Here is a 23,637-nt window from a genome sequence, read left to right on the forward strand (position 1 = left end):
TACTGTGCAATTCCCCGGGGTCACTTGACATGCCGGACACATCCTATATAATTATAGTGCCGGAATTATCCAGTGTTTGTCAGAATCAGAGTATTTCATATAACATTTGTACCAAAACTGATGAAGGAGGGGACGTACGTGAGCTATCTGCGCAGCCAGGGCCAGATCCTGGTGGATCAGAAGATGTGTGAGATACAGGAGCACGGGACCAGAGAGTTCCCTTTTCAGGTATATTATAATGATTTCTCTCATTTTCGGGATTATCTTGAGGACTGGCACTGCCACGCTGAGATGGAGTTTACGGTGGCCCTCAAGGGATCTTTGGAGTGCGGGCTGAATGAAAAAAGGTACAGGATCGGAGCAGGGGAGGGGATTTTTATCAACTCTGGTGTGCTCCACATGTACCGGGTTCTGGGAAAATGTGAGGACAGTGAGAGCATATCCATTGTCTTTCTTCCCCAGTTCCTTTCCGGGGGAACGGAGAACTTGATCTTCCGCAAATTCATTGAACCGGTCATGGAAGATGCCAGGATGCGCGGGGAGCCGCTGCGCCGCACCGGCGGTTGGCAGGAGGAGCTGCTGGTCTGTCTGCGCAGGATCTACTGCCTGAGCAGGGAGGACGGATGGCTGACAGAGATGACTCTCAGAAACCAGCTTTCCCAGGCGTGGGAGATTTTCATCAGAAACTGTGCCAGAGAGCAGGATGCAGAGGAAAAGACATCCCGCGAGATCGTCTATGAGGAGAGAGCCCGGAAGATTCTGCAGTTTATACAGGAACACTACAGCGAAGATATCACGGTGGAGGATGTAGCAGCACAGGTGCATATCAGCAGGACAGAGTGTTTCAGGTGCTTTCAGAAGATCACAGGGCAGAGCCCGAAGAGTTATCTGAACAGCTATCGGATCAGACAGGCCATGCGGCAGCTGGAAACAACGGATGACAGTATCACAGCGATCTGTTTTTCCTGTGGGTTCAACAATATGAGCTACTTTGTGAAGCGGTTCCGGGAGAGCGCCGGCGTTTCGCCGGGAAAATACCGGGAACTGGTGCGCGAGGCAGGGGAAGCGGAAGGACTGTACTTGAATATGCAGCAAAAGAAAGGAGATCAGGAACATGCTTGAAGTGAAGAACCTGACTTTTAAAGTGAACGAAAACGGGGTGGAGAGAAGCATCGTAAAAGATATCAGCTTTACCGTGGAGAACGGAGAAATGCTGGTCATCACAGGGCCTAACGGGGGCGGTAAATCCACTCTGGCAAAGGTGCTTATGGGGATCGAGAAGGCGGATGCAGGACAGATCATCCTGGACGGAGAGGACATATCCGATTATGACATAGATCACCGGGCCAAGGCAGGGATCGGTTTTGCCTTTCAGCAGCCGCCACGGTTCAAGGGCATGACTGTGGAGCGTCTGCTCTGCCTGGCAGCGGGAGAGCAGCTTCCGGAGCAGGTGGCCTGCCGGATGCTGAGCGCCGTGGGACTGTGTGCCAAAGAGTACCTGAAACGGGAGATCGATGGTACCCTGTCCGGGGGCGAGATGAAGAGGATCGAGATCGCCACAGTACTTGCCAAGAGCCACAAGCTGTGCATTTTTGACGAGCCGGAGGCGGGGATCGACCTGTGGAGCTTTTCCATGCTCATACAGCAGTTTGAGCGGATCCATGAAAAGAAAGACCAGATGCTGATCCTGATCTCCCACCAGGAGCGGATCATCCGCATGGCGGACAGGATCATGGTCATCGACGACGGCCGGATCAAGAATATCGGTCCCAGGGAGGAAGTGCTCCCCTCACTTCTGAGGGAAGAGCCGTCCTGCACATGCATGGACCGGCAGTAAGCCGGCAGCAGAGCGAGAAGCATAAAGAGAGGAGAAGATGACAGATGCCAGCATTATTGGACAAGATCACAGAACAGGTGTTAAGACAGATAGACAGCGGCTCCGGTTTCAAGCAGGAAGGCGCCTTCAATCTCAGGCAGAACGGAGTTTCCCTGTGCCATGGAAGCACGGAGCACATCAAGATCAAGAAAAAGGAAGACAAGCCGGGAATCGATGTGTACATTGACGGAAATACAAAAGGAGAGCAGGTACACATTCCTGTGGTAGTGAGTACTTCCGGAATGACGGACATTGTCTACAATGATTTTTACATTGCGGATGGCGCGGATGTCACCATCGTGGCAGGATGCGGTATCCATAACAGCGGTTGCAATGAGAGCCGGCATGACGGCATCCATGCCTTCCATGTAGGGAAAGGCGCCAATGTGCGCTACGAAGAAAAACACTACGGGGAGGGCGAAGGAACAGGAGCCCGCGTTCTGAACCCGGTGACCAGGATCTATATGGAGGATGAATCCGTATTTACACTGGACACAGCTCAGATCAGAGGCGTGGACTCCACAGTCCGGGAGACCGAGGTGACCATGGGGGCAGGCGCAAAGCTCTATGTGGTGGAGAAGCTGATGACCCATGACAGGCAGAAGGCAGAGTCCAATATGGCCGTGTACATGAGAGGGGAGGACAGTTCTGCGCAGATCATTTCCAGATCTGTGGCAAAGGGAAATTCCACACAGGTCTTCCATCCCAGGGCCGTGGGAGAGGCCAAATGCCACGCCCACATCCAGTGCGATTCCATCATTATGGACGAAGCGCAGGTGCGCTCCATTCCGGAGATCGATGCCCGTCATCTGGACGCAGCCATCATCCATGAGGCGGCCATCGGAAGGATCAACAACGAGCAGCTCATCAAGCTCAGGACCTTTGGTATGACGGAGGAGGAGGCCGAGGGCGTGATCGTGGAGGCCTTCCTGAATTAGTGTAAAAAAGGAAAAGCAGGATGAAAGCGGAGAGGAGAACAGGATGCGCGGGACTATGACAGAGAAGGACAAGAAACGGGAAAATAAAGCAGAGAGCATGGCCGTCCGTGCGGCTCTTCTGGTGGAAGAGCTGCAGAGGAAACGGCCCCTTGTCCACTGTATCACCAACTATGTGACAGCTAATGACTGTGCCAATATCCTCCTTGCCATCGGAGCGTCCCCCATCATGGCCGATGACCCGGAGGAGACAGGGGAGATCGCTGCGTCCGCATCTGCCCTTGTCCTTAATATGGGTACGCCTTCCAGGAGAAAGCTGGAGGCCATGGTCCGGGCCGGGAAGAGCGCCAATGAAGCGGGGATTCCTGTGATCCTGGACCCGGTGGGAGCCGGCGCATCCTGCCTCCGAAGAGAGATGGCGGCGCAGATCATCAGAGAAGTCAAGGTGGACATCCTGCGGGGCAATGTGTCGGAGATCTCTTTTGCGGCAGGGCTGGACTTTTGCGAAAAGGGAGTAGACGTGTCCGAGGCGGACCAGGGAAGGGACAGGACAGAGGCGGCTCTGGCTGCGGCGGAGAGACTGGGCTGCACAGTGGCTGTCACAGGCTCGGTGGATGTGGTGACAGACGGAAGCCGGGTGATCCGGATCCATGGAGGCACCCCTCTGATGGCCAGAGTCACCGGGACCGGCTGCATGACCAGCGCCCTTTCCGGCGCCTTTGCCGGTGCAGGAAAAGATCCGCTCACAGCAGTCAGCGCGGCCCTGGCTGCCATGGGTATTGCCGGGGAGCTGGCTTTTGAGAAAGCGGGACACATAGGCTGCGGCAGCTTTCACATGGCGCTTCTTGACGCTGTGGGAAATCTGAATGAAAAAATCATAAGGGAGAGAGCGAAGATTGAAGAAAGATAAGATTGACTATACATTGTATCTATGCACGGACCGGGGGCTTATGAGCACGGACACCCTGGAGGAAGCGGTGGAACAGGCAGTCAGAGGCGGCTGTACGGTGGTGCAGCTGCGGGAGAAGGACTGTACGTCCCTGGAGTTTTATGAGACGGCAAAGAGGATCAAGGAGATCACTGACAAGTACCAGGTGCCCCTTATCATCAACGACCGGGTGGATATTGCCCTGGCGGTGGACGCAGACGGTGTCCACGTGGGACAGGACGATTTGCCGGCCGGGGAAGTCAGAAGGATACTGGGGCCGGACAAGATCGTAGGCGTCTCCGCCGGCTGCGTGGAGGAGGCTGTCCGGGCGTCTGCGGACGGGGCGGACTACCTGGGCGTGGGAGCCATGTACGCCACCAGCACGAAGGAGGACGCAGATGTGACTTCCCGGGAGGAGCTCCTTAAGATACGGGAGAGTGTTGACCTTCCTATTGTGGTTATCGGCGGCATCAACCAGCAGACCTATCAGAACTTTAAAGGCATCGGCATCGACGGCCTGGCCGTGGTGTCCGCTGTGATCGCGGCGGAGGACATAGAGGCGGCAGCCCGGGAGTTGTCGGAAGGTTTCCGCAGCTGAAAAGAGAAGGACAGGAGAGGAACCGGAAGATGATAAAATACAACGGGAAAATGTGGGAGGGCGCGGTGTTTGACCTGGACGGAACCATCCTGGACTCCATGTGGATCTGGGAGAGCGTGGATGGCAGGTTCCTGACCCGGCACGGGCTTCCCATTGAGGAGAGTTATCTGAAGGCACTGACCAATATGAATTTCCCCCAGGCAGCTGCCTACACAAAGAAGCGGTATGCCATGGAGGAGAGCGAGGCGGCCATCATGGAGGAGTGGTTTGCCCTGGCAAGAGGAATGTACGAGCGGGAGATCGGGCTTAAGCCTCACGCAGCGGAGTATCTGGAATATCTCCACAGAGTGGGAGTGAAGATCGCCGCGGCCACATCCTCGGAGCCGGTTCTCTTTGAGGCGGCCTTGAAACATAACGGTATTTATGATTATTTTCACGCCTTTGCCCTGTCCTCGGAGACGCCTCACGGCAAAGACACGCCGGAGGTGTACTGTCTGGCGGCAGATAGGCTGGGAACGAAGCCGGGCAGCTGCATCGTATTTGAGGATATCCTGAAGGGGATACAGAATGCCAGGGAGGCGGGATTTTACACTGTTGCCATGGAAGATGCGTCCGCCGCGGAGGAGATGGAGCAGATCCGGGCAGCGGCAGATGTGTATATCACAGATTATAGAGAGATGAAGGAGATCGAAAAATGAAATGTGTACTCACCATAGCCGGGAGTGACTGTAGCGGCGGCGCGGGCATCCAGGCGGACATGAAGACAATGCAGGCCAACGGCGTCTACGCCATGAGCGCTGTCACAGCTCTGACAGCCCAGAATACCACAGGCGTTTATGGGATCATGGAGGCCTCGCCGGAATTTCTGGAAAATCAGCTGAACTGTATATTTGAGGATATTTTTCCGGATGCGGTGAAGATCGGCATGGTGTCCTCGGCACGGCTCATTGAGGTGATCGCGGACAGCCTTGTGAAGTGGAAGGCCCGCAACATTGTGGTGGACCCGGTGATGGTTTCCACAAGCGGCAGCAGGCTCCTTGAGGAAGAGGCCCAGGAGGCTCTCAAGGAACGGCTTCTTCCCCTTGCATCGGTGATCACGCCCAACATTCCGGAGGCGGAGGCTCTGACAGATCAGCAGATCAGCGGGGAGAAGGAGATGGAAGATGCGGCCAGGCGTCTTGGAGAACTCTACCAGGGCGGGGTGCTGATCAAAGGCGGCCACCAGATCAGCGATGCCAATGATCTTCTGTATTATAAAGGAGAAACAACCTGGTTTCGGGGGGAGAGGATTGACAATCCCAATACACACGGGACAGGATGCACCCTGTCCTCAGCCATTGCCAGCAACCTGGCAAAAGGGTACTCCATGGAGGAGAGTATCCGCAGGGCCAAGGCCTATATTTCCGGCGCTCTGCGGGCGGGACTGGATCTTGGAAAGGGAAGCGGCCCCATGGATCACGGCTGGGCCATACCGGAGATAAAGCTTTAAAAGCGGCAGAAAGAGAAGATAGATATGAAAAAGGAAAAACGGTGGAAGAAACGCTGGAGAGTCATGGGAAAGGCTCTTCACATGGAGATACGGGAGCATAAGAGTTCTTTTATAGTCTATGTGATCCTGAGAGCATTGGTCATTGTCATGATGATCCTGCAGATATTTAACCGAAATTTTGAGAATGTGTTCCTGTGTGCGCTGACGCTGGCGCTTCTCATTGTGCCAAGCTTCATACAGGTCAATCTGAAGATCGAGCTGCCCACCGGACTGGAGATCATCCTGCTGCTATTTATATTTGCGGCGGAGATCTTAGGTGAGATTCAGGCCTATTACATACGTATTCCCCAGTGGGATGCCATCCTTCACACTATGAACGGGTTTCTGATGGCAGCCATTGGATTTTCCCTTGTGGACATACTGAACCGGAATAAGAGATTTTCCATCCAGCTCTCGCCGGTCTTTGTGTCCATTGTGGCTTTCTGTTTTTCCATGACCATCGGCGTTGTGTGGGAGTTTTTTGAGTTTGCCATGGATAAGTTCTTTCTGCTGGATATGCAGAAGGACACCGTGCTGCACACCATCAGTACGGTCATGCTGGACCCCACAGGAGGCAACCACACGGTCATTATCCGGGATATCACGGATGCGGCGGTGAACGGGGAAAGTCTGGGCCTTGGCGGGTATCTGGATATCGGCCTCAATGACACCATGGAGGATCTCTTCGTCAACTTTGTGGGAGCTGTGATCTTCTCTTTCATAGGCTATTTCTACGTAAAGAAGAGATGGCAGGGGAAGTTTGCCTCCAGGCTGATCCCAAGGCCCAAGAAGGCAGAATGCGATTATCTTGAGAAGGCCATAGAGGAGGAAGCGATAGAAGAAGAACGGAAAGAGCCGCCAGAGCAGGTGGAAGACATAGAAAAATCATAAAATTTACACAGACTGAACAAAAAATCCTCACGTTTCCGGTTGTATAATAGAGATCGGAAAGTGAGGATTTTAATGTGCGGAGAAAAACAGTATTTACAGGCATTGTCCTGACTTTGGCGGTATGCTTCGCCGGATGCGGAACGCAGGAAGGACAGGAACAGGAAAGCGCCGGACAGGGACAAGAGATGACAGAGGAGGAGCTGGAGGAGGGGCTCTATGTAGTCCTTGGAAATGACAGCGATGGGCTGGATTTTATGTACTATTATGACAATAATGGTATTCTCCGGGGCGAGATCCCCATTATCGGCTACCGCAGCCATCGTCTCCTTTTCTCAGAGGAGGACATGTACTTCAGCATATCCGAGACAAAGCTTGCCAGGATGGATGGGATGGGACAGATCACTGCGGTTTATGATTTAGGCCAGTATGAGCTGCATCACGATTATGTCTTTGACGATGACGGAAATATATTGATCCTTGCCACGGACACGGAGCAGGACAGTGTGGAGGATGTGATGGTCCGGCTGAATGTCACAGACGGAACTGTGGATGAAGTGCTGGATCTGAGGGACCTGTTCGGCGCATACAAGGAGACCTGCGTGGAGAACAGCGACGGAGATCTGGACTGGATGCACATCAACACGATCCAGTGGATGGGAGACGGACAGGTGCTCCTCAGCTCCAGGGAGACCTCCTCTATCATTAAGATCAAAGATCTCTACAGTGCGCCTGCTGTGGAGTATATGATCAGCGATCCCGCTGTCTGGGCAGACACGGAATGGGCGGATCTGGTGCTTGAAAAGAGCGGGGATTTCGCCAGCCAGGGCGGGCAGCACTCCATCACCTATGTGAAAGACGAGAGCCTGCCGGAAGGACAGTATTACCTTTATATGTTTAACAACAATATCGGCGTCAGCGAGACCCGGCCTGATTTTGACTGGAGCGTTATAGATGGTATCCAGAGTGAAGCTGTGGACGGCACGACATCCTACTATTATAAATATCTGGTGGATGAGACGTCGGGCAGCTATGAGCTGGTGGAAAGCTTCGAGCTTCCCTACTCCGGCTACGTCAGCAGCGTGCAGGAGATCGGTGACAATGTGGTGGCTGACAGCGGCATGCAGGGTGTCTGGGGAGAGTATGACAGCGAGAATAACCTGATCAGATCCTTCACCATGGAAAAGGAAAGTTTCATATACAGAGTATATAAATACGAATTTTAACCCATACTATCTGCAGCAGTAAAAGCAAATATACCAGGAAGGGGCCAAGGACGTATGGGTGAGCAGACAAGGAAACTTTTGGAAGAATGCAGCAAAGGCTGCAAGATGGCTGCAGAAAGTATTGATCAGATACGGGAGCATATAAAGGACAGGAAGATGCAGGAGCTGGTCAGCGGATACAGGAAAAAGCACAGAGATCTGGAAAGGGAAGCGGACAGGCTTCTGGCGGAGGAAGGTGAAGAGGAGCCCCAGGCCGGGCTGGCCGTCTCGGCCATGTCCTGGATCACTACCAATGTCAAACTTCTGATAGACGAGAGCGGCAGCCAGATCGCAAAGCTTCTTATGGACGGCTGCAATATGGGGATCCAGGGGATTACAGAGGCACAGAACAGGTACAAGGAGGCATCCAGAGAGAGCCGTTCCCTGGCGGAGAAGCTGGTGAAGCTGGAAGAACAATTTTCAAAGGATCTGAAAGTATATTTATAGGGAAAAGGCACTGATTTCAGACATGAGATCAGTGCTATTTTCATATGCTGAAATATTGCTGAAAGTGATTGATTTTTTCTTCAAAAGGTGTATCATTAGAGTAAATTGGCATTTCGTACAAAAAGGAGGCTTTCTATGGACTCAGTTATCGGCAGATTAACGGAAATCGAGGATGCAGCCTCTGCCATTGTGGCTCATGCTCAGGAGCAGAAGGCAGAGCTGGACAGGGAGTATGAAGACAGAAAAAAAGCCTTTGACAGGGAACTGGAGGAGGAGACAGAGAAGAAACTGCAGGCCATCCGGGACGAGCTGGAGGAGGAAAAGAAGAGACTTCTTGGCGGACAGATGGAGGGAAGCCAGGGCTCCATAGCTCTCCTTAAACAGGAGTATGAGGCAAATCATACCAGATATGCCAAGGAGATACTGGCCCGCATGACAGAGGTGTAGCTTATGGGGAATTTACTTGCTTACAGCGGGATCGCCACAAAGGTCAGGGCCATGGAGGCGAAGCTTCTCTGGAAAGAGGATTTTGAAAAGATCGCAGCCATGAAGAGTGTGCCGGAGGTAGTCTCCTGGCTGATCCAGAATTCCACTTACAAAGAGGTTCTGGAGAACCTGGATCCGGGGCTGATCCACAGAGGGAATATTGAAAAGCTTCTGGAGCTGTCCCTATATCATGACTATACGAAGATCTACCGTTTCTGCAGCCTGGAGCAGAGAAAATTCCTGCGGCTGTATCTGAAGCGGTACGAGGTTGCTCTGATCAACTACTGCCTGCGAATTGTCATCAACCATTACAAGGAGCCTTTTGATCTGAATTACAAGAAGCCGTTTTTCGACAAATATTCTCAAATCTCCATTGAAAAGCTGATCCATTCCAGGACAACGGATGAGGTCATCGAGAACCTGAGGGATACGGAGTATTACGGAACACTGAAAAAGCTCCGGGACGGACAGGCAGTGACTCTCTTTGACTATGACCTGGCCCTGAACCTGTACTACTTCACATCCATGTGGAAGAGCAGGAAAAAGGTGCTGAAGAACAAGGAACTGGAGATATTTACGAGAGACTGCGGATCCAAGATCAATCTTCTGAATATCCAGTGGATCTACCGGGCCAAGAAATATTTCAGCCTGGAACCGGCGGATATATATGCACTGCTCATCCCCATCCATTATAAGCTGCGGACAGAGCTGGTGCAGGAGATGGTGGAGGCGGAGACGATGGAAGATTTTGAGCGCGCTGTGTCGAAGACGTCCTATGCGAGACATTATCACTTCACGGACCAGCTGACGATAGAAAAGATGTATGCGGACTGTCTCTATTATCTCTATATAACGGACAGGAGGAGCAATCCATACTCCATTGCCTGCATCAACACCTATCTTTTTATGAAGGAGCAGGAACTGGAGAAGCTGACGACAGCTATGGAGTGCGTCCGCTACGGAGTCTCTCCCGATGAGACGCTGCAGTATGTGGGAGGTCGCAAGCTATGATCGTAAAAATGAAATTTATCAATATATCGGGGCCGCGGGATGACATTGACCGGGTGATGGATCTGTATCTGTCCAGGTATGAGATCCAGCTTGAGTCAGCTCTTACGGAGCTGAAAACTGTGGAGAACTTAAGACCTTTTGTGGAAATCAATCCTTACCGGGACGCTCTTTTAAAGGCCCAGCAGTATGTGAGCTATCTGAATGAGCCGGAGAAGATTGCTCCGGACACATCCATGGGACTGGATGACATCTTTGAGCTGATCCGGGCCACAAATGAGGAGTACCTTACCTTCCAGGCCAGGAAAGATGTGCTGAAAAGAAAGCAGGATGAACTGCAGGCAAAGCAGAAGGTCATCGAGCCCTTCCGCCCTATGGATGGGGACCTTGGCAGGATCCTTTCTTTCCGGTACATTACCTGCCGGTTCGGGAAACTGCCGGCGGAACAGTACCAGAAGATGGAAAAATATCTGATGAACGACCTGGGAGCCATTTTCGTCAAAGGGCAGCAGGATGCGACAAGCGTGTACGGCGCTTACTTCGTGTCCCCCGGGGAGGCACAGAAGGTGGATGCTGTGTTCCGTTCCCTGCATTTTGAGAGGATCGATATTCCGGCAGAGTACAGAGGAACTCCGGAGCAGGCCAGCCGTGAGCTGGCGCAGCAGATCTATGACATCCAGAAAGAGATGGACGATATAGATAAGGAAGCTGCCGCGATGCTGGGGGAGAAAGCTCCCCGCCTTGTGGCGGCAAGAGACAGGCTGGAAGAGCTGGCCCACAACTTTGACGTGCGCAAGATGGCGGCCCGGGTGGCGGATAAAAAGGAAGATTACTATATCCTGTGCGGCTGGATGGCAGACGATGACGTGGAGAAATTTATGGAGGAGTCAAAGGACGATGACAAGATCTTCATCGTGGTGGAAGACGACCATGACAGCTATTTTGGAGAGCCCCCAACCAAGCTGGAAAATCCGAAGCTTTTCAAACCTTTTGAAATGTTTGTGCGGATGTACGGACTTCCGGCCCACGGCGAGATGGATCCCACCGTGTTTGTGGGGATCACCTATTCCTTTATCTTCGGAGCCATGTTCGGGGATGTGGGGCAGGGGCTGCTCCTTGTCATTGCGGGAGCGCTGATCTATCATTTCAAGAAGGCCCCTCTGGCCGGGATCATTGCCACAGCGGGGATCTTCTCCACCATCTTCGGATTTATGTTTGGAAGCGTCTTCGGATTTGAAGATATTATAGAACCACTGTGGCTGCGGCCCATTGACCATATGACCACCCTCCCCTTTGTGGGCAAGCTGAACACTGTGTTCATTGTGGCGGTGGCCTTTGGTATGGCTCTCATTATTGTGGCCATGATCCTGCACATCATAAACGCCCTGCGGGATCACGACACAGCGGGGGCCTGGTTTGACGCCAACGGCGTGGCGGGACTTGTGTTCTACGCCTCGGTGGTGGCTGTGATCGTCCTTTTTATGACGGGACATGGCATGCCCGCAGGCATTGTCATGGCAGTGATGTTCGGTGTGCCGCTGCTTCTGATCCTTTTCAAGGAGCCGCTGACAAACAGGATCAAGAAGAAGGCAAAGAAAATGGAAGAAAGCAAAGCCATGTTTTTCGTGGAAGGATTTTTTGAACTGTTCGAGACACTGCTGAGCTATTTTTCCAACACACTGTCTTTTGTACGTATCGGCGCTTTTGCAGTCAGCCACGCCGCCATGATGGAGGTGGTGCTGATGCTGGCCGGCGCGGAGGCGGGAGCCCCCAACTGGGCGGTCATCGTTCTGGGCAACCTGTTTGTGTGTCTGATGGAAGGCCTGGTGGTCGGGATCCAGGTTCTCCGTCTGGAATACTATGAAATGTTCAGCCGTTTCTACAAGGGAAGCGGACGGGCATTTGACCCATATACCAAGACGAAAAAGAATAAAAATAAAGGAGGAGCTTAATTATGACTCTTGCACCCAGACTCATTCTCATTGCAGCACTGATCTTAAGTATCATCATCCCCTTCGGGTACTATCTTCTGGGGGAGAAAAAGAAAGGGCGCTATAAGGCGGCCCTTGCAGTCAATATATTTTTCTTCTTTGGCGCCTGTATCATCGGCAGCATCATGATGTTCCAGGGAGCAGACGTGCAGGCTGCGGACGCCGCCGCTGAGGCAGCAGCGTCCAACGCCACAGGACTTGGCTATATCGCAGCCGCACTGGTTACCGGTTTATCCTGTATCGGCGGCGGTATCGCCGTTGCCAGCGCTGCCAGCGCAGCTCTGGGAGCCATCAGTGAGGACTCCAGCGTGCTTGGTAAGTCGCTGATCTTTGTAGGTCTTGCGGAAGGTGTCTGCCTGTACGGGCTGATCATCTCCTTCATGATCCTGGGGCAGTTGTAGTATGAAAATGTATCTCATCAGTGATAATGTGGATACCTACACGGGTATGCGTCTTGCCGGCGTGGACGGCGTGGTGGTGCACGAGAGGGAGGAGCTGTACCAGGCCCTCCAGGACGCGCTGCAGGACAAGACGGTGGGCATAGTACTCCTTACGGAGAAGCTGGGGCGGGAGTTCCCGGACATGATCGACCAGTTCCGCTTGGAGCGGAAGATGCCCCTGCTCGTAGAGATACCCGACAGGCACGGAACCGGCCGGAGCAAGGACTTTATCACTTCCTACATTACGGAAGCTATCGGGCTGAAACTATAAATAAAGGAGGGATACCTCTTGACATTAGAAGAAAAAATCGCTCATATACAGTCAGTCTCCATGGAGGAGGCAAGGGCGGAGGGAAACGAGATCATCAGCGCCTACAAGACCGCCCTTGAGAAAGTGTTTGAAGATCATAAGAAGGAGGCTGTCCGCCAGTCCCAGACGCGGGTGCGGGCGGAGTCTACCAATGCCAGGCAGCAGAAGAACCAGGCCATGGCAAAAGCCCAGCTGGATCTGAAAAGGCAGCAGGGAAAGGTGCAGCAGGAGCTGAAGGAGAAGCTCTTTGCGGAAGTGGCGGAGCTTGTCCGGGGTTTCATGAAGACGCCGGACTACGACGCCTTTCTGGTGAAGTGCATTCAGAGTGCCCTGGAGTTTGCCTCCGGGGAGGAGATGACCATTTACATCAATCCTTCCGACAGGAACAAAAAGGAGAAACTGGAGGAGAAGACAGGAGCTGTCCTGACCGTCAGTGCAGAGGACTTCATGGGAGGAGTGCGGGCTGTGCTCCGTGGACGAAATATTCTCATTGACCACTCCTTTAAGTCGTCCCTTGAAAATGAGTATGACCAGTTTATATTCTCGGGAGGTGATGACATTGGTTAAGACAGGAAAAATATACGGCATCAACGGACCGGTCATTTATCTGAAGGGAAACACGGGCTTTTCCATGTCGGAGATGGTTTATGTAGGCCGGGAAAGGCTTGTGGGTGAGGTTATCGCCCTTGACAAGGACCAGACCACCGTCCAGGTGTATGAGGAGACGGGAGGTCTGCGGCCGGGTGAGGAGGTCACCGCATCCGGGGGAGCTGTGTCCGTCACTCTGGCTCCCGGTATTCTGAACAATATATTTGACGGGATCGAGAGACCTCTGGAGAAGATCGCGGAGAGCGGCGGCGCCTTTATCACAAAAGGAGCGGCTGTGGATTTCCTGGACAGGGAGAAAAAGTGGGATACCCACATAACAGTAAAAGAAGGAGATTATCTCCACGGCGGGGATATTTTTGCGGAGGTGCCGGAGACAAGGGCCATTGTCCACAAGTGCATGGTGCCCCCGGATCTGGAGGGGACTGTTGTGTCGGTTGTCAGTGACGGCAGCTATACGATAGAGGAACCATTGATCGCGCTGCGCAGCGGAAACGGTAAAGAGACGCAGATCCCCATGGCCCAGAAGTGGCCCATCCGGAAGGCCCGGCCTGTGAGCCAGAGATTTGCGGCTTCGGAGCCTCTTGTCACCGGCCAGCGGATCATAGATACCATGTTTCCTATCGCCAAGGGAGGCACGGCTGCCATTCCCGGCGGTTTCGGGACCGGGAAGACCATGACCCAGCATCAGATCGCCAAGTGGTCCAACGCGGATATTATCATATACATCGGCTGCGGTGAGCGTGGAAATGAGATGACCCAGGTTCTGGAAGAGTTCGGGGAACTGACGGACCCAAGGACCGGCAATCCTCTGATGGACCGGACCACCCTCATTGCCAACACATCCAATATGCCGGTGGCTGCCCGTGAGGCCAGCATTTACACAGGTCTTACCCTGGCGGAATACTACCGGGATATGGGATATGATGTGGCTATCATGGCGGACTCCACATCCAGGTGGGCGGAAGCTCTGCGTGAGCTCTCCGGACGTCTGGAGGAGATGCCGGCCGAGGAAGGTTTCCCGGCCTATCTGGCGTCCCGCCTCTCTGCCTTCTACGAGAGAGCGGGCATGATGCACAACTTAAACGGCACAGACGGATCGGTCAGCATTATCGGCGCTGTGTCTCCCCAGGGAGGCGATTTCTCCGAGCCTGTGACACAGAATACAAAGCGTTTCGTAAGGTGTTTCTGGGGACTGGACAAGAGCCTGGCCTACGCCCGGCATTTCCCGGCTATCCACTGGCTGTCCAGCTACAGTGAGTATCTGACAGACCTGGCCCCCTGGTACCAGGACAATGTGTCGCCCAAATTTATTGACTACAGGAACAGGATCATGGCTCTTCTCAACCAGGAGAGCAGTCTTATGGAAATCGTGAAGCTCATCGGAAGCGATGTGCTGCCGGACGATCAGAAACTGATCCTGGAGATTGCCCGGGTCATCCGTCTGGGCTTCCTGCAGCAGAACGCATTCCACAAGGACGACACCTGCGTGTCCATGGAAAAGCAGTTCCTCATGATGGACACGATCCTGTATCTTTACAAGCAGGCAAGAGCCCTTGTGACCATGGGGCATCCCATGTCTGTGCTGAAGTCAGAAAATATCTTTGAGCGGGTCATTGCCATCAAGTACGATGTTCCCAATGACCGGCTGGAAATGTTTGCACAGTATAAACGTGACATCGACAGTTTCTATCAGCGTGTGCTGGAGAAAAATGCGTAGAAGAGGGAGGAGAGAAGTATGCCAATAGAATATCTTGGACTTAGCAGTATCAACGGCCCTCTGATCGCGCTGGAGGGGCTGCAGGACGCCTTCTTCGATGAGATCGTGGAGTTTGTTATAAACGGAAATGAGCGGCGCATCGGCCGCATCATTGAATTGTACGAGGACAAGGCTGTGATCCAGGTGTTTGAGGGATCGGAGAATATGTCCCTTAAAAACACCCATACCCGCCTCACCGGCCATCCCATGGAGATCGCCCTGTCAAAAGACATGCTGGGCCGTACCTTCAATGGCATCGGGCAGCCCATCGACGACCTGGGGCCCATTGTCTCAAAACTGAAGCGGGATGTAAACGGCCTGCCCCTCAACCCGGTAAAAAGAGAGTACCCGAGGAACTATATCCGCACCGGCATTTCCGCCATCGATGGGCTGACCACTCTGATCCGGGGACAGAAGCTGCCTATTTTTTCCGGCAACGGTCTTCCCCACGACCAGCTTGCGGCGCAGATCGTGAAGCAGGCCTCTCTGGGGGAGGACTCTGACGAAGAATTTGCCATCGTGTTTGCCGCCATGGGCGTAAAACATGATGTGGCGGATTTCTTCCGCAGGACCTTTGAGGAGAGCGGCGTGGCGGACCACGTGGCCATGTTCCTCAATCTTGCCAACGACCCGGTGGTGGAGCGTCTCATCACGCCAAAGGTGGCGCTCACCGTGGCCGAGTACCTGGCCTTTGAGCAGAATATGCACATCCTTGTCATACTGACGGATATGACCTCCTTTGCGGAGGCCATGCGTGAGGTCTCCTCCTCCAAGGGAGAGATCCCCAGCAGAAAAGGGTATCCCGGCTATCTGTACAGCGAGCTGGCGTCCATCTACGAGAGGGCGGGGATTGTACAGGGAGTGAGCGGATCTGTGACCCAGATCCCTATCCTGACCATGCCAAACGATGATATTACCCATCCTATCCCGGATCTGACCGGCTACATCACCGAGGGGCAGATCGTGCTGGACCGGAACTTAAACGGCCAGTCCATCTATCCGCCCATCAGTGTGCTGCCCTCACTGTCCCGTCTTATGAAAGACGGCATCGGAGCAGGCTTTACAAGGGAGGACCACCAGGATCTGGCGAACCAGCTCTTTTCCGCCTACGCAAAAGTAGGAGATGCCCGCAACCTGGCTTCCGTCATCGGCGAGGATGAGCTGTCCCCCATTGACAAGGAGTATCTGGCCTTTGGAAAAGAATTTGAAGAGAAGTACATCGGCCAGGGGCACGAGGAAAACCGGACCATCGAGGAGACACTGAACCTTGGATGGGAACTTTTAGGCCGCCTTCCGAAAGAGGAGCTGGACCGTGTGGATACAAAAATACTGGACAAATACTATCATCCCACAAAGCGGGACGAAGGCGTCACCACAAGCGCCAGCCCCGGCTCTATCGCAAATATGTGACAGCAGTCAAGCAATGCGCAAGGTGCGGGAAAAGGGGAGGACAAATTTATTTGTCCGCACGTTTTCCAGTGCCTTGCATATGGCGCACGCCATCAGCCGAGGGAACGGCTGGAGGGCGTTCCCTCGGCTGGCATTGCTGTACCTGGCGACAGTACCGCCCCTGCGGAGGGCATTGCTGTACCTGGTGACAGTGCCATTCCGGCAGCGCTCCGCCCGGACAGCAGGATAGAATAAACCAAGAAGGGAGGAATTTCATGGATCCCCGCACATTTCCGACAAAAGGCAACTTAATGCTGGCTAAAAATTCTCTGGCCCTTGCCCGGCAGGGCTATGAGCTGATGGATAAAAAGCGGAACATTCTCATCCGTGAGCTGATGGATCTGATCGACCAGGCCCGCAGCATCCAGGAGGAGATTGACAGCACGTTCACGTATGCCTATCAGTGTCTGCAGAAAGCCAATATCGAGAACGGGATCAGTCTGGTCTCCCAGATCGCCTACACAGTGCCTATCGAGGACTCCATTGTGATCCAGACGAGAAGTATCATGGGGACAGAGATCCCTCACGTTAAATACACGCCTCAGACGCCGGTGCCTACTTACGCCTTTAGCACTACAAGGGAGTCGGTAGACCGGGCAGTGGAGGCTTTCCGGAGGGTAAAAGATCTGACGGTGAAGCTTTCCATGGTGGAGAATGCAGCCTACCGTCTTGCCAGCAATATCAAGAAGACCCAGAAGAGGGCCAACGCTCTTCAGAATATCACCATTCCCATGTACACCACCCTTGTGCATGATATCACCAACGCACTGGAGGAGAAGGAGAGGGAAGAATTCACAAGGCTGAAGGTGATCAAGAGAAGGAAGCAGAAAGCAGGATAAAAAGCGCGGATAATCCGGGAGATGACAGCGATTTTACTAAAAGGGTTGTTATCCCCCCGGTTTTTATGTTATCTTATATATTATATCGGCGGATGTCTTCCGCCAGAACAGTTCTCCTGTCAAGGGAGACGATCTAAAAGTCCCAGGGGCTTTCTCATTTTCGGAATTTCCACATCGGAAACTGTACCCGTAAATGCATGGAACTGAAAAACAGTCGGTATCATTGCTGACATTGACAACCCCTATTGAATAGGGTATATTGTAAGGAGAAATCTGTATGACGAGAACCTTTATACAGACGGCAGAATTTTCAAGACACTGGGATAATCTGGGATTAAATGATGACAATCTGCGCAGACTGGAATATGAGATACTGTCGGACCCAAAAGCCGGTTCCGTGATCCGGGGGACAGGGAAGCTGAGAAAAATGCGCTTTGCGTTTGTGGGAAGAGGGAAAAGCCGCAGTGCCAGAGTGTGCTATGTTGATTTTCCCGGTGTGGGCATAGTCTATCTTATTACGATATACGAAAAGAAAGGCAAGGATAATCTTACAGCAGCTGAGAGGAACAGTATCAGAAAAATGATCCAGGTTCTTGAACAGTCACTTATGGGACAATGAAAGGAGACCAAAGTATGAGCGAAGTATATAACAGCATTATGGCTGGATTATCTGAGGCAGTGGATGATACCAGGAGACCAAAATTGCAGCGCCGTGTTGTGACCATCGCTCCTGTAAAAATATACTCTTCTGCGGAAATTAAAAGGATACGCCAGAAAACCGGAATGTCACAAAAGCTGTTTGCAGGTTATATGGGAGTCTCTGTCAAGGCAGTGGAGGCGTGGGAAAGAGGCAGAAATCATCCTTCCGGTCCGGCCAGCAGACTTCTCTCCATGCTGGAGAAAGACCCGCAGCTGACAAGGGAATTTCCCTTTGTCCAGTGATGCGTGTTGTGTATGATAAAAACTGGAGCGTATAATCCAGGGAAATACTTGCAGTCTGATTAAAATTATGTTATCTTGATACTGCATCGGCGGATGTCTTCCGCCAGAACAGTTCTCCTGTCAAGGGAGACGATCTAAAAGTCCCAGGGGCTTTCTCATTTTCGGAATTTCCGCATCGGAAACTGTACCCGTAAATGAATGGAACTGAAAAATGAAACACAGAAGAAAAGTATGGAGGGAAATGGATGGCTGGTATTTTACAGAAGTATTTCCCCATGATACGCACGCGCAGAGAGATGCTGGAAGTGATCTTTGAGGATGAGCGGCTCTCTGACATGTATCTGGGATGGAGCGAAGAGCAGAGACTGGAGGAATTTCTGTCACTTGTGCTGGGGCAGCAGGTGAAAATTTTGAAGGTTATCCCCAACGACTCTGCCAGGATCGCGGACGAGAGTTCCCTGGTGGTGATGGACATTGTGGTGGAGATGGAGGATCACAGTATAGCCAATGTAGAAGTACAGAAGATGGGCTGCCGTTTTCCAGGACAAAGAAGCGCCTGTTATTCCGCGGATCTTCTCCTGCGGCAGTACAAGAGAGTAAAAGGAGAGCGTGGAAAAGGCTTCAGCTACCGGGATATACAGAAGGTGTACACAGTTGTTTTATATGAGAAAAGCCCTGGCGAATTTAAAAATTTCCCGGATGATTATATCCACCATTTTTCCCAGAGTTCCGACACAGGACTTGCCGTCAACCTTCTCCAGGAATACTGCTTCATCGCACTTGACATATTTCTTGGAATTGTGCAGAATAAAGGTATCAGAAACAAGCTGGAAGCATGGCTTTTGTTTTTCAGTACAGATGATCCCGGTGAGATGGAAGTGCTTCTGGAGTTTTACCCGGAATTTAGGACGCTGTACGAAGAAATCTATGAGCTGTGCCGCAACGTGGAGAAGGTGATGGAGATGTTCTCAAAGGAGCTGAAGGAGCTGGACCGTAATACAGTCCAGTATATGATCGACGAGATGCAGGAAGAGATCGATGGGATGAAGCGGGAGCTTTCGGATAAAGATACGATACTGGATGAACGGGACCAGGAGATCGCCCGTTTAAAACAGCAGCTCAAGGAGCTGCAGGATACATCCCGGAAGTAAACAGGCAGAACGCCCTGCGGGGAGAAGACATAGAGGAAAGAAGAAAAAGCTATGTTTTCGCCGCAGGGCGTTTCCGGGTCGTCTATCTGAAAGACCGGCCAGAGACTTAAGAAAGCAGTATGAGGAGGAACGATACATGGAAAAGGTCATAGACATCCGCGATCTTACAAAATATTACGGGAAGCATAAGGGCGTGGAACATCTCACCCTGTCTGTAAACCGGCAGGAGATCTACGGATTTATCGGCCCCAACGGGGCGGGGAAGAGCACAACCATCCGCACCATGCTGGGACTGCTTAAGGCGGATGGCGGGACGGTGGAGATCTTCGGGGAGAGGCCGGAGACAGAGCGTGAGAAAAAGGAGATGCTCTCCAGGATCGGCTACATGCCGTCGGAGGCTTTCTTTTACAGCGGTATGAAAGTGTCGGACGTTCTGAAATTCTCGGCGGATTTTTACAGGAAGGACTGCCGGGAGGAGAGAGGACGGCTCTGCGAGAGGCTGAAGCTGGATGTAAAGAAAAAAGTGGATGAGCTGTCCCTTGGGAACCGCAAAAAAGTGAGCATTGTATGCGCCCTGCAGCACAGCGCGGATCTCTACGTGCTGGATGAGCCTACCAGCGGGCTGGACCCTCTGATGCAGCGGGAATTTTTCCGGCTCCTTAAAGAGAAGAATGAGAAGGGGGCGTCCATCTTCCTATCCTCCCATGTCCTGGGGGAGGTGGAAAAATACTGCCACCGGGCGGCAGTGATCCGGGACGGAGGCATTGTCATGGAGGATACCATGGAGCATATCTGCGGCTCGGCGGCAAAGCGGGTGACTGTGCGGGGAATTTCGGGTGTTCCGGGGCTGCCGCTGACAGACCTGCGTGTGCTGGAGGATGGTGTCACATTCTTATACAGAGGAGAGGCAAAGCGGCTTCTGGAGGCGCTGGCCCCGCTTCCTGTGACGGATCTTACTATCACGGAACCGGATCTGGAAGAGACATTTCTTCATTTTTATGCAGAGGGGAAGGCTGCCAGGTAAAGAGGGGCGGCAGTAAGGAGGAAAAGGGATGAACATATTTGGACATGAACTGAAAAGGTCTCTGCAATCCACACTGATCTGGGGGCTTATCATCGGCGGGACCATTATGCTGTGCGTCTTTCTGTTTCCGGAGCTGAAAAAGGAGCTGGGGGACATGGTGGACGCTATGAGTGATCTGGGCGGTTTTGGGGCGGCCTTTGGGATGGACCGGCTGAACTACGGTGATATCACCGGGTTTTACGGTATTTACGCGGGAAGCATGCTGGGGATCGGCGGGATCTTCTATGCCGCCATCCTTGGAACAGGGCTTCTGGCAAAAGAAGAAAAAGACCACACGGCAGACTTTCTCCTCACCCACCCGGTGACGCGCACATCTGTGTTCTGGCAGAAGGCAGCAGCCATGGCAGTACAGATCCTTCTGATGAACCTGGCGGTCATTCTGCTTGCCTGGATCTCCATCCGCTGGATCGGCGAGAGACCGGACTGGGAAGGGCTGTGCCTGTTTCATCTGGCCCAGGTTCTTATGCAGCTGGAGATCGGAGGCATCTGCCTGGGAATTTCGGCTTTTTTAAGAAGAGGGAGTATCAGCACCGGCATCGGCGTGGCGGCCTTTCTGTATTTCCTGGGGCTTCTGGGAAATATCACGGAAAAGGCGGAGGCGGTCAAGTATATCACACCCTACGCCTACGCAGACGCCGCAAAGATCCTGCCGGAGTGCATCCTGGATGGGACGCTGATCCTGCTGGGTCTTTGCTATGGAGGGGCAGGTATCCTGGCTGGGTGGATCAGATACAGGACAAAAGATATCAGATAAAATCAGATGAAAGAGAAAAGGCTGCGTGTGCGCGGCCTTTTTAAAATATTTTAAAAATCGTAATCCTTTTACAGCCCCGCAGCGTTATAACATATAGGCAGCTGCTTAAAAGGACCAGGATGGCACACAGGTCAGGGGGGGACAGACTTGACTCAGGAAGATGAAATTTTTGAAAAACTGAACAAAGGCGACCCGGCTGCGGCGGGGGAGCTGGCAGAGCTCTACTACGGCGATATACTCAGATACTGTCTGTTCCATGTGCCGGACCGGTCTCTGGCACAGGACGCTGTGCAGGAGACGTTTCTGCGTGTGTTCCGCTATTTTGACGGCTACACCCACAGGGGAAACTTCCGGGCTTTCCTCTACAAAGTGGCTGCAAATGTATGTATCGATATCTGCAGAAAGAAAACATGGGAGCCTATACCTAAGCAGGTTCCCTTTGAGGAGACAGGGCTGAAGGAAGGGGAGGACAGGGAGGATTTCCGAAGGCTTGTGGAACTCCTTCCGGAGGAGCTGCGGGAGATCGTCATCCTAAGATTTTTCCAGGAGCTGAAGCTGCGGGAGATTGCCAGGGTGACAGGACTTCCCATGCGGACTGTGCAGTCCAGACTTAGAAAAGCGCTGAAACTGTTAAAGCAGGAACTGGAAAGGAGAGAGGAACCATGAAGAGGAGCCAGGTGAATGAAAAGCTGAGGCGGCTGGCACAGCAGGAGAAAGAAGCCATTCGGCCGGACGAAAGGCACAGGGCCATGACCGCTGCCCTTGCGCAGAATGCGTACAAGGCGGCAGCGCCCCAGAGAAACAAAATGCGCTTTCCAGCCTTTGTGCTCCGGCAGGTCAGATATACAGGAAAACAGATCTGGATCTGGCAGATCCTTCTGCTGCTTCTTATTGTCTCCGCCTTTGAGCAGACCGGCGACAGAGGAAGCCTTACGGATCCCTATTTCCTTATGTTCCTGTACCGGAGGATCCCGGTGCTTCTGTGCGGGGCAGGGATCCTGTCGGCCTGGAGCTGCGTTCCCTTCTTTGACAGAGCTGTCAGATGGAAGATGGCGGAGGTGGAAGCAGCAGGCTGTCAGCCGTCCCGGCTTAGGGCAGCCCGGCTTCTGATCGCAGGAAGCAGCGCGCTTATTATGGAACTGGCCGTGGCTGTGGCAGCAGGGACGCTCTGGCAGATCAACCTGGAAGCGCTGGCAGCCTGGCTGTTCCTCCCCTTCCTTCTGTCCTGGAACTGTATGCTCTTCCTTTTTGACAGGACGAAAGGGAGGTTTACTCCCTGGTGCAGTGCGGCCATGGCGGCCGGGTTCGCTGTGTTTGCATTTGTGTGGAGATATGTCAGCAGAGCGGCCGGAAGCCCCGGGGATTTCCTGGCGTTTGCAGATGGAGGATGGCTTCTGTGCGGGGCAGCGCTGCTTCTCTGGGCATTCCAGATATGGAAGCAGGGCAGAAAGGAGATGGAAAGATGGAGTTATGTATAGAAAATCTGACAAAACAATTTAAAGATAAACGGGCCGTGGATCATGCCAGCTTGACCATCACACCGGGGGTGTGGGGACTTCTGGGAGCCAACGGCGCCGGCAAGACAACCCTCATGCGTATGGCGGCAGGGCTTATGACGCCTACAGAAGGAACGGTGAAATACGACGGCGTTCCCATAGATGTGCTGGGGAAAGGATACAGGGATATTTTCGGGTATCTGCCCCAGGAGTTCGGGTTCTACCCGGAGTTTACCGTGTATGATTACCTGGACTATGTGGCGGCTTTAAAAGGGCTTTCAAGGAAGGATGCAAAAGGGAAGATCGACAGGCTGCTGGAGACTTTTTCCCTGGCGGATGTGAGGCGCAAGAAGATCACAAAGCTTTCCGGCGGCATGAAGCGCAGGGTGGGCATTGCCCAGGCCCTTCTTAATGACCCGGAGGTGCTGATCCTGGATGAGCCCACCAGCGGTCTGGATCCGGGGGAGAGAGTGCGTTTCCGTAACCTTCTGTCCGAGTTTGCCGCAGACCGGATCGTGCTGATCTCCACCCACATTGTGTCCGACGTGGAGTACATTGCTTCCAGAAACGCTGTGATGAAAGAGGGGAAAATCATAGCAGAGGGAACCACAGGGGAACTTCTGTGGGAGATGGAGGGAAAGGTGTGGTCCGCTGTTATCCCGGAGTATGACCTCCATAAATATGAAAGGCTGGTCCAGGTAGTGAATATCCGCAACGAGGAGGAAGGAAGGGTGTCCATCCGGTATCTGGCTGACAGGCCTTCCGTGCCGGAGTCCGCGGGACAGACGCCACGGCTTGAGGATCTCTACCTGTGGCTCTTTCCACAGGAGAACATACAGGGAAAGGAGGTGCAGTGA

Annotated in this window: 27 protein-coding genes; all 27 read left to right on the forward strand. The window is 53.0% G+C overall.

The features are described 5' to 3' along the window. Positions 1-138 precede the first annotated feature (138 nt). The 27 genes from Q5911_RS05145 to Q5911_RS05275 all read left to right on the forward strand — a co-directional run bounded on the left by Q5911_RS05145 (position 139) and on the right by Q5911_RS05275 (position 23,637). Positions 139-1,122, forward strand: coding sequence for an AraC family transcriptional regulator (locus tag Q5911_RS05145; RefSeq protein WP_303181480.1), 984 nt, complete (start codon positions 139-141; stop codon positions 1,120-1,122). Further along, positions 1,115-1,837: an ABC transporter ATP-binding protein gene (locus Q5911_RS05150; protein ID WP_076780433.1), complete on the forward strand. Its 723-nt coding sequence runs from the start codon at positions 1,115-1,117 to the stop codon at positions 1,835-1,837. Before Q5911_RS05145 ends, Q5911_RS05150 begins: the two co-directional genes overlap by 8 nt. Positions 1,838-1,881: 44 nt before the next feature. Further along, the gene (locus Q5911_RS05155) at positions 1,882-2,814 is read left to right on the forward strand and encodes a SufB/SufD family protein (RefSeq protein WP_076780435.1); all 933 of its coding nucleotides are present in this window, start codon (positions 1,882-1,884) and stop codon (positions 2,812-2,814) included. A gap of 55 nt (positions 2,815-2,869) precedes the next feature. Further along, positions 2,870-3,721, forward strand: a complete 852-nt coding sequence (thiM, locus tag Q5911_RS05160) for a hydroxyethylthiazole kinase (protein ID WP_331591810.1) — start codon at positions 2,870-2,872, stop codon at positions 3,719-3,721. Further along, positions 3,708-4,337: a thiamine phosphate synthase gene (thiE, locus tag Q5911_RS05165; protein WP_303181483.1), complete on the forward strand. Its 630-nt coding sequence runs from the start codon at positions 3,708-3,710 to the stop codon at positions 4,335-4,337. Before thiM ends, thiE begins: the two co-directional genes overlap by 14 nt. Before the next feature lie 29 nt (positions 4,338-4,366). Beyond that, on the forward strand, positions 4,367-5,035 hold the full coding sequence (locus tag Q5911_RS05170; RefSeq protein ID WP_303181485.1) for an HAD family hydrolase: 669 nt from the start codon (positions 4,367-4,369) through the stop codon (positions 5,033-5,035). Beyond that, complete coding sequence (gene thiD, locus Q5911_RS05175) at positions 5,032-5,826, forward strand: bifunctional hydroxymethylpyrimidine kinase/phosphomethylpyrimidine kinase (RefSeq protein ID WP_226394419.1); 795 nt, start codon at positions 5,032-5,034, stop codon at positions 5,824-5,826. The genes Q5911_RS05170 and thiD overlap by 4 nt, the downstream gene beginning before the upstream one ends. A gap of 24 nt (positions 5,827-5,850) precedes the next feature. Continuing rightward, the gene (locus Q5911_RS05180; RefSeq protein ID WP_303181487.1) at positions 5,851-6,756 is read left to right on the forward strand and encodes a hypothetical protein; all 906 of its coding nucleotides are present in this window, start codon (positions 5,851-5,853) and stop codon (positions 6,754-6,756) included. 74 nt (positions 6,757-6,830) lie between these two features. After that, positions 6,831-7,979 carry an aryl-sulfate sulfotransferase gene (locus tag Q5911_RS05185; protein ID WP_303181489.1) on the forward strand — a complete coding sequence of 383 codons (1,149 nt, stop codon included), beginning with the start codon at positions 6,831-6,833 and terminating at the stop codon, positions 7,977-7,979. Between the two features lie 54 nt (positions 7,980-8,033). Then, entirely contained in the window at positions 8,034-8,465 is a 432-nt protein-coding gene (locus Q5911_RS05190) for a hypothetical protein (RefSeq protein ID WP_076780443.1), read from the forward strand. Between the two features lie 135 nt (positions 8,466-8,600). Continuing rightward, complete coding sequence (locus tag Q5911_RS05195; RefSeq protein WP_191383862.1) at positions 8,601-8,912, forward strand: hypothetical protein; 312 nt, start codon at positions 8,601-8,603, stop codon at positions 8,910-8,912. 3 nt (positions 8,913-8,915) lie between these two features. After that, complete coding sequence (locus Q5911_RS05200; RefSeq protein WP_087174821.1) at positions 8,916-9,962, forward strand: V0D/AC39 family V-type ATPase subunit; 1,047 nt, start codon at positions 8,916-8,918, stop codon at positions 9,960-9,962. Further along, positions 9,959-11,911, forward strand: coding sequence for a V-type ATP synthase subunit I (locus tag Q5911_RS05205; RefSeq protein ID WP_303181494.1), 1,953 nt, complete (start codon positions 9,959-9,961; stop codon positions 11,909-11,911). The genes Q5911_RS05200 and Q5911_RS05205 overlap by 4 nt, the downstream gene beginning before the upstream one ends. Before the next feature lie 2 nt (positions 11,912-11,913). Next, the gene (locus Q5911_RS05210; protein WP_281724958.1) at positions 11,914-12,351 is read left to right on the forward strand and encodes an ATP synthase subunit C; all 438 of its coding nucleotides are present in this window, start codon (positions 11,914-11,916) and stop codon (positions 12,349-12,351) included. Between the two features lies 1 nt (position 12,352). Then, the gene (locus Q5911_RS05215) at positions 12,353-12,661 is read left to right on the forward strand and encodes a V-type ATP synthase subunit F (RefSeq protein ID WP_076780452.1); all 309 of its coding nucleotides are present in this window, start codon (positions 12,353-12,355) and stop codon (positions 12,659-12,661) included. Between the two features lie 18 nt (positions 12,662-12,679). Continuing rightward, positions 12,680-13,267, forward strand: coding sequence for a V-type ATP synthase subunit E (locus Q5911_RS05220; RefSeq protein WP_303181498.1), 588 nt, complete (start codon positions 12,680-12,682; stop codon positions 13,265-13,267). Then, the gene (locus tag Q5911_RS05225) at positions 13,260-15,026 is read left to right on the forward strand and encodes a V-type ATP synthase subunit A (RefSeq protein WP_076780453.1); all 1,767 of its coding nucleotides are present in this window, start codon (positions 13,260-13,262) and stop codon (positions 15,024-15,026) included. Before Q5911_RS05220 ends, Q5911_RS05225 begins: the two co-directional genes overlap by 8 nt. An 18-nt stretch (positions 15,027-15,044) precedes the next feature. Beyond that, the gene (locus Q5911_RS05230) at positions 15,045-16,475 is read left to right on the forward strand and encodes a V-type ATP synthase subunit B (RefSeq protein WP_281724956.1); all 1,431 of its coding nucleotides are present in this window, start codon (positions 15,045-15,047) and stop codon (positions 16,473-16,475) included. Positions 16,476-16,729: 254 nt separating this feature from the next. After that, positions 16,730-17,353 (forward strand): V-type ATP synthase subunit D, encoded by a 624-nt coding sequence (locus tag Q5911_RS05235; protein WP_076780457.1) that lies wholly within the window; start codon positions 16,730-16,732, stop codon positions 17,351-17,353. A 277-nt stretch (positions 17,354-17,630) separates the two neighbouring features. Further along, positions 17,631-17,972, forward strand: a complete 342-nt coding sequence (locus Q5911_RS05240) for an addiction module toxin RelE (RefSeq protein WP_303181502.1) — start codon at positions 17,631-17,633, stop codon at positions 17,970-17,972. Positions 17,973-17,986: 14 nt separating this feature from the next. Beyond that, positions 17,987-18,295 carry a helix-turn-helix domain-containing protein gene (locus Q5911_RS05245; protein ID WP_076780461.1) on the forward strand — a complete coding sequence of 103 codons (309 nt, stop codon included), beginning with the start codon at positions 17,987-17,989 and terminating at the stop codon, positions 18,293-18,295. Between the two features lie 245 nt (positions 18,296-18,540). Next, a complete protein-coding gene (locus Q5911_RS05250) occupies positions 18,541-19,446 on the forward strand; it encodes a PD-(D/E)XK nuclease family transposase (protein ID WP_303181504.1) in 906 nt (301 codons plus the stop codon). 136 nt (positions 19,447-19,582) lie between these two features. Further along, entirely contained in the window at positions 19,583-20,470 is an 888-nt protein-coding gene (locus Q5911_RS05255) for an ABC transporter ATP-binding protein (RefSeq protein ID WP_281724953.1), read from the forward strand. Positions 20,471-20,498: 28 nt separating this feature from the next. Further along, positions 20,499-21,284, forward strand: coding sequence for an ABC transporter permease subunit (locus tag Q5911_RS05260; protein ID WP_303181507.1), 786 nt, complete (start codon positions 20,499-20,501; stop codon positions 21,282-21,284). 147 nt (positions 21,285-21,431) lie between these two features. Then, positions 21,432-21,950 carry an RNA polymerase sigma factor gene (locus tag Q5911_RS05265; RefSeq protein ID WP_303181508.1) on the forward strand — a complete coding sequence of 173 codons (519 nt, stop codon included), beginning with the start codon at positions 21,432-21,434 and terminating at the stop codon, positions 21,948-21,950. Then, entirely contained in the window at positions 21,947-22,762 is an 816-nt protein-coding gene (locus Q5911_RS05270) for a hypothetical protein (protein WP_303181510.1), read from the forward strand. Before Q5911_RS05265 ends, Q5911_RS05270 begins: the two co-directional genes overlap by 4 nt. Then, complete coding sequence (locus tag Q5911_RS05275) at positions 22,747-23,637, forward strand: ABC transporter ATP-binding protein (RefSeq protein WP_281724949.1); 891 nt, start codon at positions 22,747-22,749, stop codon at positions 23,635-23,637. The genes Q5911_RS05270 and Q5911_RS05275 overlap by 16 nt, the downstream gene beginning before the upstream one ends.

It is taken from the genome of Lachnoclostridium phocaeense (assembly GCF_959599685.1).
Taxonomy (GTDB): domain Bacteria; phylum Bacillota; class Clostridia; order Lachnospirales; family Lachnospiraceae; genus Claveliimonas; species Claveliimonas monacensis.

Coding starts and splice junctions, on each gene's coding strand:
- Q5911_RS05235 (WP_076780457.1), top strand. CDS start 16,730: ATGGATCCCCGCACATTTCCGACAAAAGGCAACTTAATGCTGGCTAAA.
- thiD (WP_226394419.1), top strand. CDS start 5,032: ATGAAATGTGTACTCACCATAGCCGGGAGTGACTGTAGCGGCGGCGCG.
- Q5911_RS05245 (WP_076780461.1), top strand. CDS start 17,987: ATGAGCGAAGTATATAACAGCATTATGGCTGGATTATCTGAGGCAGTG.
- Q5911_RS05260 (WP_303181507.1), top strand. CDS start 20,499: ATGAACATATTTGGACATGAACTGAAAAGGTCTCTGCAATCCACACTG.
- Q5911_RS05255 (WP_281724953.1), top strand. CDS start 19,583: ATGGAAAAGGTCATAGACATCCGCGATCTTACAAAATATTACGGGAAG.
- Q5911_RS05215 (WP_076780452.1), top strand. CDS start 12,353: ATGAAAATGTATCTCATCAGTGATAATGTGGATACCTACACGGGTATG.
- Q5911_RS05155 (WP_076780435.1), top strand. CDS start 1,882: ATGCCAGCATTATTGGACAAGATCACAGAACAGGTGTTAAGACAGATA.
- Q5911_RS05180 (WP_303181487.1), top strand. CDS start 5,851: ATGAAAAAGGAAAAACGGTGGAAGAAACGCTGGAGAGTCATGGGAAAG.
- Q5911_RS05200 (WP_087174821.1), top strand. CDS start 8,916: ATGGGGAATTTACTTGCTTACAGCGGGATCGCCACAAAGGTCAGGGCC.
- Q5911_RS05275 (WP_281724949.1), top strand. CDS start 22,747: ATGGAGTTATGTATAGAAAATCTGACAAAACAATTTAAAGATAAACGG.
- Q5911_RS05205 (WP_303181494.1), top strand. CDS start 9,959: ATGATCGTAAAAATGAAATTTATCAATATATCGGGGCCGCGGGATGAC.
- Q5911_RS05270 (WP_303181510.1), top strand. CDS start 21,947: ATGAAGAGGAGCCAGGTGAATGAAAAGCTGAGGCGGCTGGCACAGCAG.
- Q5911_RS05190 (WP_076780443.1), top strand. CDS start 8,034: ATGGGTGAGCAGACAAGGAAACTTTTGGAAGAATGCAGCAAAGGCTGC.
- Q5911_RS05195 (WP_191383862.1), top strand. CDS start 8,601: ATGGACTCAGTTATCGGCAGATTAACGGAAATCGAGGATGCAGCCTCT.
- thiM (WP_331591810.1), top strand. CDS start 2,870: ATGACAGAGAAGGACAAGAAACGGGAAAATAAAGCAGAGAGCATGGCC.
- Q5911_RS05170 (WP_303181485.1), top strand. CDS start 4,367: ATGATAAAATACAACGGGAAAATGTGGGAGGGCGCGGTGTTTGACCTG.
- Q5911_RS05150 (WP_076780433.1), top strand. CDS start 1,115: ATGCTTGAAGTGAAGAACCTGACTTTTAAAGTGAACGAAAACGGGGTG.
- Q5911_RS05230 (WP_281724956.1), top strand. CDS start 15,045: ATGCCAATAGAATATCTTGGACTTAGCAGTATCAACGGCCCTCTGATC.
- Q5911_RS05210 (WP_281724958.1), top strand. CDS start 11,914: ATGACTCTTGCACCCAGACTCATTCTCATTGCAGCACTGATCTTAAGT.
- Q5911_RS05240 (WP_303181502.1), top strand. CDS start 17,631: ATGACGAGAACCTTTATACAGACGGCAGAATTTTCAAGACACTGGGAT.
- Q5911_RS05250 (WP_303181504.1), top strand. CDS start 18,541: ATGGCTGGTATTTTACAGAAGTATTTCCCCATGATACGCACGCGCAGA.